Source organism: Paenibacillus baimaensis, from assembly GCF_025567575.1.
In genome coordinates this window covers 1-7,929 of sequence record NZ_JAOQIO010000053.1, presented here as the reverse complement: position 1 = coordinate 7,929, position 7,929 = coordinate 1, and the positions used below count along the sequence as shown (strand labels likewise).

Sequence of the window (7,929 nt, the reverse complement as noted above, 5' to 3'; positions counted from 1 at the left end):
TAATCTCCCTTTAGCTTAGCGAAGGCTGCCTCGCGGCAGCCATTCTAGATTTAACTATCGTTCCCAGTTAGTTGAAACTCTTACCTCTCACAATACGATAAACGCTTAGAGCTTATTTTTTATTATCAATGGCCTTTTTGCGTCTACAATAATGGAAACCATACCAAGTCCTTCAATAGAATTCCTTGTATCAAATCGAAAGGATCTTCCTATCTTTCCATCCTCTTCGTTCCAGTAGGTATAATGAAAATCTCCCTTTTCATCACAATATTCCAACAATGATACTTCAAACCCCGCTTTTTCAAATATTTCTACGAATTTTTTTGCGTCATAAACTATTTTGTGAGTTGCCGCCGGATGGTCCGCCGGACCAGGACCACCGACTTGAACCATCTGTTGGTACCGTTCATTATTGAAATTTTTATCCGGAACGGCACAACGAATGTACCCACCTGGTTTTAAAAACTCATAACAATGGTTCGCAGCAACAATCCCCTCCTCATAAGTTAAGTGTTCCCACACGTGTTCAGCCAACAGTGCATCAATACTCCCCGGTTTAAATAAGGTGTTCCAACTTTTCAAAGAAAGTAAATTCAACTCATACTCTTGTGTACTGAGCCAACCATCATAGTTTGTTCTTCCTGCACCAATTATAACTTTCATCTAAAAACCCCCATCCCAATTTCGCATAATTAATTACAGTGTAACGCTTGAAAATAAGGATATGAATGAATTTTTGTTAGGTTACTATGGATAATTGTTATTGAAGAAAACTGCCAGATAGTTGAGCAAGCTGCCAATGATCCTGGCAGCCTGTCGGCATGGCACTATCGTTATCCGTTAGTTTAGTTATATCGCCAGATAACTTCTCATTCGGATGCTTCCTTAAATCATTTTGCTATACAGATACGCTGACTACCAGTGGTCCTACGACCGCTGAGGCATCCGTCTCTAATCTCTTCCTTACGAACAACTTTTTGCTCTATTTTGTGTCTAACATATGGAAAGGGGTGGTAATTATACCAACAACAAAAGCATTCAAGCATTCTTATACAATTATGTTGGGAGTGTTTATTGCTGCTTTAACCATATACACGTTGTACACTTCAGAGGCTCTAGCAAGCGGGAGATGGAATGAACAGCCGGGAAAGCTTACATTGCTAGTCGATACACCTGTTTATGACGAACAGTCCACTGATAGCAAGCCAGCTGGTGTCATATCAGCATTCCAATCGCTTCAAGTAATTGAAACAGGCGGAAGTGAGCGGGACACAACGAATCCATCGGATGAATTCTGGTATCTCGTAAAGACGTGGTATGGCGATAAATGGTTGCGAAGCGGACCTGCGGTCATAAAAGTGAAATATTACCCAGTCCATTTGGAAGTCACGTTTATGGGTATGGAGGGCCTATACGATTTTCCTGCGGATGATGAAAGTAACGTAGGGCAACTTTCCCCCCAGACGGTAACGACTCTTGGTCAGCTCTTCATTTGCAACGAAGGAGTCACTGAGGGTACCCAATCTGAATCAGATCACTGCCGATCATGGTATCGTATATTAACCTATTTAGGGGAAAAATGGATTGCCCCGACTAAAGCAATTGAGCATTACGAGAATCAATACTCAGCGGCAGCCCTTACCCCTTCAGCTGCATTCTACCAAGAAAAATTTCGTTCCAGCCGTGAGCTAGAGCCTCTTTTTTCCAGATTCTCTATCGAACCTGTTTCGATGCATACCGAAAACAATGTCGCCAAGCTTGAAGTCCGAAGACTTTACCAGCACCGCGAGAAATTAAACGACGAAGAGGTCGAAGCCCTTAAAAACGCTGTTTTCCAATCACTTGGAGGTTATTTTCCTCTTTCGATTACGACGTTTACCCTTTCGGACAAGGCTGATCTTGTCGGAAAAATCATATCCATCGATAATACAGGTAAACGCGCGCTAGTTGTGAATTATAATAAATGGTCCGGTAAAGAACATCCTACTCCTGAAGCATATTGGATCAGGCTCCCCGATGATTCCAATATTCATAGATATGGGCAGGAACTTCAACTGAGCATGGAAGACCTTAGGATTGGCCAGACCGTAGAGGTTTGGAAAGCGAAATTTACTTTATTGAGCTATCCCGGACAAACCATCGCCTATGAAATCGCAATTGTTGAAGATGCCAAACCAGGCGAAGAAGGTATCCCTTTAAGTATAATACTTGATCTTGATTTGACCCGCATCGATAAAATAGAATTAAAGCTTAAAGAGGGGAAGCCTATTATGATTCAAGATCCCCAAATCATTCAGGCTATTTTCAAACGAATGCAACACATCCGTCTGCAAGCAGCCGATCAGTATCCGGTGGAATATGACACTTACACCATGTCGTTATATCAAGCAGATAGGAAAGCAATTTATTCCGGTAATCTGGTCTTTCAGCAGCTTCCTTACAGACCAACCTCTTTAACTATCGATCTTGATGAATTCATCAAGAAGTTGAAATAATTCACCGTGACAAATCAACTCATAAGCAATTTGATTTTAACTGCTCCTGAACCATGATTGTTATTGATTCGATATATCAGAGAAATTTCCTTTCTGTATTGTTCCGCCAAAACTGCCCATTACTTCAATGAGAATCAAAAAAGGCGCCACATCGCTGCAAGCTCCTCTGCTATCTTGTCCCGTTAGAATCCCTTACCAAGCCACAATTTGTGGCTTCTTTTTTTGTATAAAAGACAGTATTGTTTTTCATTAATCTTCCCAGTAAAACAATGCGTCGAATACCTTATACCCATCATTGTTTAATATAGTTCTAATTTCAGTTTCAAATAAAAGTTGTTCCTTAACGACCCTCTTAGTCAAAAATTCAATTTTATACTCTGCAATCTTCTCCTTAATAAATTTCAATTCTTCATCCCACATTCCTGACGGGATTTCACCTATAGAATATGGGCTTAGCGTACCATAGCTCCCATTTCGATTACCTTTGGTTTTTTTATTGGGCCCAAATATAGCTACGGGTGCGTGCTTGCATAAATATATTGAAATACCATCTATCCAAAGAGTTCCTTGTTTATTTTCAGTAGAACTTCCATCCTTCTTGTAACAAAAAACATCTACATATGAAGCATACCCACTGCCATATGATCGGAAATCGGCATCAAACTTAAGTAACCTTGATCTTTCCATTCTTCCTACTAGCTCTTTTAAGTAAAACACTACTTGTTTATTGGTCCCTCCTAAGTAAGGAAAGAAATCTCCAATAATTTCACCTTGAATTATCTGCTGTAATTGTTCATCTGAAAATTTCATAGCTATCACTTCTTTTCATAGGTTAGTTAAATATTACCACGACAGCAAAGCAGATGAATTATTATATTTTTAAAAAAATTCTATGGAAAATGTTAACGCGGCTGCCCAATAGTGCCGGCAGCCGCGTATTTGCTATTTATTAAGTTATAGTTAACCGTTAGTGGAACACCTTGTACGGCACGGCTATTTCTCCAACTCATAGCGGGTCGCGATAATGCCCGACTTGAGCGTTCGGCTGGACAGCAGCTTGAGCTTGATTTTCTCGCCGTCGCCGTGAAATGCCGATTTTCCGCCGCCCAAGATGACCGGACAAATCGTCAGCAGGAATTCGTCGATCAGGCCGAGCGCAAGCAACGTCTTCGCCGCCCCCGGACTGCCGAAGATAACGAGATTTTTGCCAGGCTGCTCCTTGAGCGCCTTGATTTCCTCTGCGATATTGTCCTTGATCAGCATCGTATTGTTCCATTCCACAATGTCCATCGAGCCGGAAATGACTATCTTCTTAACATCCTGCAGCCATTTGGCATGCTCCATACCGTGCCTCGACGCATTCGGATTGTCCAGCACCGTGGGCCAGTAGCTCTCCATCATCCGATACGTCGTGCGTCCGTATACGGGAGAGCCGACTTCGGCTACGACCTCCTCGGCGTATTTCTCTAATTCCTCGTTGTACGGAATCCAATCTAGTCCTCCGTTCGAATCCGACGCATACCCGTCCAGCGACACATGCATGAACAATACGAGTTTTCTCATGTTTGCTTCTCCTCCCATTTCGAATTTAGTTGTTCGATTTTTGGCAGTAGGCCCGTGTTTCGTCCTGCTCTTACGTTCACTATAAATCATTACGTTACGTAAGGGTCAACTGGAAACCTGCATTTTCTTCGAAGACAACAATGTTGAGCAAATCTGCCCAGTTACTATAATAAAACCAAGAGAGGAGCTGCTGCGCGGCAAGCTCCTCTACTATCGTCTCCGAGTCGCAACCTTAAAGATTTGATAACTCCAACAATACTTCTTTTGCTACATTTCGTACATTAAGATGTTCGTCATTTTCATATCTGATAAAAATTGGTACATACTTTAAATTAAAAGTAAGGCCTAAAGCATAAATTGCATCTGCGAGCAGTTCGAACTCGATTGATTCGATTCTTTCTGCCAAATAATCTAATGTATCTTTTGAATAATCAGTAAGCAATTGTAAAATATCTTCTTTTACTTCCTTGTCATGATTTTCAAATAGGTGTTTTTCTAAGAGAACTAGTATCTCATCAAAATAAGGCAAGTTGTATCCATAATAAGGGTCTAGGTACTTATCTAAGCAAAATAATATACTTCTTTTTTCATCAATATCAGCACTTTTTAAGATTTCACTGATTGCATCTACACCCCTATTAACGATCTCCATATGCTTCTTAGTATACGTTATCAACTTGACCGCCACCTTATAATTATGACAATTGCTATTAAATGAAACTCCCGTTACTTCACTGGAAAAGGGAATAGCTGCCGCGACAATGTGCTCCCTGGTTGTTTGAACTAATGTATCCCGTTAGCCTCCCATGCATCCCCTACGTTGCACCACAGAGCATGAAAATTAGTCCGTTCTTTCATGGTAGTTTAATGGGATTAACCTGTTTAATCAGGGAAAATGATTTCGCCGTCCTCGCTCCTAACATCAAAAAATCCTACCTTGAGTTGTATAGCCAAATTTCTCATTGTATTATATGCATCCTCAGTTACAGAATAAGCGAAAGCCGCATAGATGACGGCAGAGCCTAGCGAATAGTCGGTTAACCGATTATCAGTTCCAGCTTCCTCCATAGCTTCAAAGACTTTTTCATCTACATTCATATTAGGAAAATGCTCTGACAGCTTTTGGTATAAGCGCTGCAACGCCTCGGAGCAGACCAAAGGATCATTATAATCATGATTTTCCGACCATTGTACTTCCTGATCATACCACTGCATAAACGCCCTCCGATCCCTCGGCGCCTTAGATGGCTCGAAAACCATCAAATCATAGCTCATTTGAAGACCTCCTAGATAGATTACTACTGCTGGAATAATAACAATTGTTCGCCGTTAGCTATTTTTCCTGACTCTGTCATCTATAATGCGGTTCACACCACTATAATTAAGAAAGATACATTTTCGGTGAGGTGATATGAAAATCCTCTATTTTTAACAGTAGATCGTCTTGTTTACTCCGCTAAACTGCCCGTTACTTCAATGAACTTCAAGAAGGAGCTGTCCTTTTGGCAGCTCCACGCTATCGTTCTCCGTTAGGAGCTAAATAAACATCATCTTGAATTAAACAGAAATTTCATCGGTAATCCAACCCTTAATAAAATATTTTAACGAAGGGGCAATAAAAGTTCGGCTATCATCTTCATGATTCCAAACATAGATCCTATTTGTTTGAATAACCTCATTTCTTATAGCATAGCCGAATAAATCGCCGTTCCCCGCATCAGAAAAAAATAATAAATGGTCAACAGGCATGTACATATCTTTATACTCTTCAGATCTATAATTTAAGTTATCTGCTACGATTTGATCGATGGACCAAATTAAAGGACAATGAAATTCGTCATATACTCCGTTTGTTTCGTTGTATAATTGCAATAAATCTTCAGGCAACTCAACGTTAAGTTTTCTCTTTATTAATGTCAGATCCGCATCGGATACTGGATCTTTAAAATAGTATTCGGATGAAATAGTGCTGATGTAATTCTTCCACATCATTAGTTACCCTCCTGAAATTTTTACTACATAATAATCTTTTACTTAATAGTAATTGTCCTTCTGCTATACTATCGTACCCGTTAGTCATACATGCAGCGCAAGCGTTGCACCACAGATGATGAAAATGGTTAGAATCCGTCCATACTGCTACTATGGCTGGGAGAGGAAGGTCGATGAACTATGGTGCCATAGAGCCCATCCGTTAGTCTGACTCCAACGACCACGGTGCATCACAGATTGTCGCTCCCTTTTGGGAAGCACTCATGGGAGATTAATCCTACTCTGGTTGCTGCACAGCCTCACTTTTATTTTCAGCCTTGAAAGGTCTTTCTACTTAAATTTCATAATTCTTCTCAGACACAGCCTTTTTAAAAAAACATTCGGCTAGGTCTGATTTATTATTGTCTTTTTGAGGTTTTTCGCGGATTTAATTTTCATGGGAGCTTAATCGCTTGTTGCACTTATTTTCCGTATTCAGTTATTTTAAATGCCTGCTTTAAGCAAGCAAGTTGATCTAATTTTACCCCCATTTTTTCGTTGAACACACTGTAAATAAGTATCGCTAAGTCTGTTTCAGACTTACACGACGAGGATTTCTGAGAGATTTCTCTTACTTCAATGCTATATTCGTTTTCTGGAGCACCTCCCGCTAAAAGACCTACAGGGTCCCAGTCATTAATTACTTGGGTTAGAAACTCTTTATCTATATTCACCTATTTATCACCTTCGATATTGGTTATATGTTCTAATTATCTCTCCCGTTAGCGTAATATCGAAACCGAACGGAGTTCGAGTGATGAACTACGTGTCCCGTTTTTGTTTTTCGGCTCTCAACCATAAACAAAACGAGACAATACTGGAAATAATTGCGATGGACAAGGCAGGAATGAACAAAGTGCTGTGGAAGGTATTTGTAAAAGGATTGATTACAGCAAACATGAACCCTGTGAAGCATATTAGATTCAGAATAGCTTGGATAATTCCCTCACGTTTCCACGTCATAATAAAACTAAATAATAAAACTAATATGCCCACTGCCACTGCCAGCCATTGCACCAAAATCGCCTCCTACAATAACGCGATCTATAATTACTTTCATTGCTCATATAATAGTTATCGGTCTTCGTGGTATTCCGAAGGAATCGGTTTGCTTCCTGGTCATTGCGCTGTCGTTACCCGTTAGCTCAGCCTCTTCCTTGACTGGATTATATTTGCTTCATCAAACGTTTTTTGAAACCTCTTTGGTCAATGGAATAACCAATTGATTCGTAAAACTTGTATGCTGATTCACGGTTGCTTCCTGATACCAGCATGACATAGTTGCACTGGTTCTTTTGTCCAAAATCTTCAAGAGTTTGCATTAGCAGCTTCCCTACACCCTGACCTTGAAATTCAGGTGAAACAACTACGTTCTCAACCAACATAAATGGATTACAATTGCCAACCAAATCGTAGCAAACTATCCCCATCGATGTACCGATGACTCGATTTCCATCACAAGCAACTGCAACGTAATAGTTAGGATCATGAGATATTATTTCAACCTGATATTTCATAGCAGTTAAATTAGACTCTTTACCAATAAAATCAATGAACAATTCGGAAAGCCCTGTTACATCATCAATTTTTGCTTTTCTAACCGTTATCTGATTCATAGAGAGCACCTCCTGTGAGAAAGATCAATAACAATATTACCACAATATGGGTCGTGGGCTGAACAAATCTGCCCGAGGACAGAAAATTCTTAAAACCTCTACGCTCTCCTCGCAGCTGAGCATATATCTGTGTAGTAGAAGCTTTTTCATGTCCAAGCATGCCTTGTATAAATTCTAGTGGTGCACCGTTATCGAGCAATTGACAGGCATAGGTGTGACGGAAT

11 protein-coding genes are annotated in these 7,929 nt (G+C 40.2%); 1 reads left to right on the top strand and 10 read right to left on the bottom strand.

Annotated elements, in window-relative coordinates:
- Nucleotides 1–105: 105 nt before the first annotated feature.
- Nucleotides 106–663: a class I SAM-dependent methyltransferase gene (locus tag OB236_RS15355; RefSeq protein WP_262684778.1), complete on the bottom strand. Its 558-nt coding sequence runs from the start codon at nucleotides 661–663 to the stop codon at nucleotides 106–108.
- Between the two features lie 158 nt (nucleotides 664–821).
- Here OB236_RS15355 and OB236_RS15350 point away from each other — a divergent pair, with 158 nt between their 5' ends.
- Nucleotides 822–2,495, top strand: a complete 1,674-nt coding sequence (locus OB236_RS15350) for a YobA family protein (protein ID WP_262684777.1) — start codon at nucleotides 822–824, stop codon at nucleotides 2,493–2,495.
- Between the two features lie 249 nt (nucleotides 2,496–2,744).
- Here OB236_RS15350 and OB236_RS15345 read toward each other — a convergent pair whose 3' ends face one another.
- The 9 genes from OB236_RS15345 to OB236_RS15305 all read right to left on the bottom strand — a co-directional run.
- Nucleotides 2,745–3,305, bottom strand: a complete 561-nt coding sequence (locus OB236_RS15345) for a hypothetical protein (RefSeq protein ID WP_262684776.1) — start codon at nucleotides 3,303–3,305, stop codon at nucleotides 2,745–2,747.
- Between the two features lie 183 nt (nucleotides 3,306–3,488).
- Nucleotides 3,489–4,058, bottom strand: a complete 570-nt coding sequence (locus tag OB236_RS15340; RefSeq protein WP_262684775.1) for a dihydrofolate reductase family protein — start codon at nucleotides 4,056–4,058, stop codon at nucleotides 3,489–3,491.
- A 232-nt stretch (nucleotides 4,059–4,290) separates the two neighbouring features.
- Nucleotides 4,291–4,734 (bottom strand): HEAT repeat domain-containing protein, encoded by a 444-nt coding sequence (locus OB236_RS15335; protein WP_262684774.1) that lies wholly within the window; start codon nucleotides 4,732–4,734, stop codon nucleotides 4,291–4,293.
- Nucleotides 4,735–4,940: 206 nt separating this feature from the next.
- Nucleotides 4,941–5,333 (bottom strand): hypothetical protein, encoded by a 393-nt coding sequence (locus OB236_RS15330; RefSeq protein WP_262684773.1) that lies wholly within the window; start codon nucleotides 5,331–5,333, stop codon nucleotides 4,941–4,943.
- Nucleotides 5,334–5,615: 282 nt separating this feature from the next.
- Complete coding sequence (locus OB236_RS15325) at nucleotides 5,616–6,047, bottom strand: SMI1/KNR4 family protein (RefSeq protein WP_262684779.1); 432 nt, start codon at nucleotides 6,045–6,047, stop codon at nucleotides 5,616–5,618.
- A 464-nt stretch (nucleotides 6,048–6,511) separates the two neighbouring features.
- The gene (locus OB236_RS15320; protein ID WP_262684772.1) at nucleotides 6,512–6,763 is read right to left on the bottom strand and encodes a hypothetical protein; all 252 of its coding nucleotides are present in this window, start codon (nucleotides 6,761–6,763) and stop codon (nucleotides 6,512–6,514) included.
- 88 nt (nucleotides 6,764–6,851) lie between these two features.
- On the bottom strand, nucleotides 6,852–7,106 hold the full coding sequence (locus OB236_RS15315) for a hypothetical protein (protein ID WP_262684771.1): 255 nt from the start codon (nucleotides 7,104–7,106) through the stop codon (nucleotides 6,852–6,854).
- 149 nt (nucleotides 7,107–7,255) lie between these two features.
- Nucleotides 7,256–7,705 carry a GNAT family N-acetyltransferase gene (locus tag OB236_RS15310; RefSeq protein WP_262684770.1) on the bottom strand — a complete coding sequence of 150 codons (450 nt, stop codon included), beginning with the start codon at nucleotides 7,703–7,705 and terminating at the stop codon, nucleotides 7,256–7,258.
- A partial coding sequence (locus OB236_RS15305; RefSeq protein WP_262684769.1) for a tyrosine-type recombinase/integrase occupies nucleotides 7,686–7,929 on the bottom strand: 244 nt, incomplete at its 5' end. The genes OB236_RS15305 and OB236_RS15310, both read right to left, overlap by 20 nt.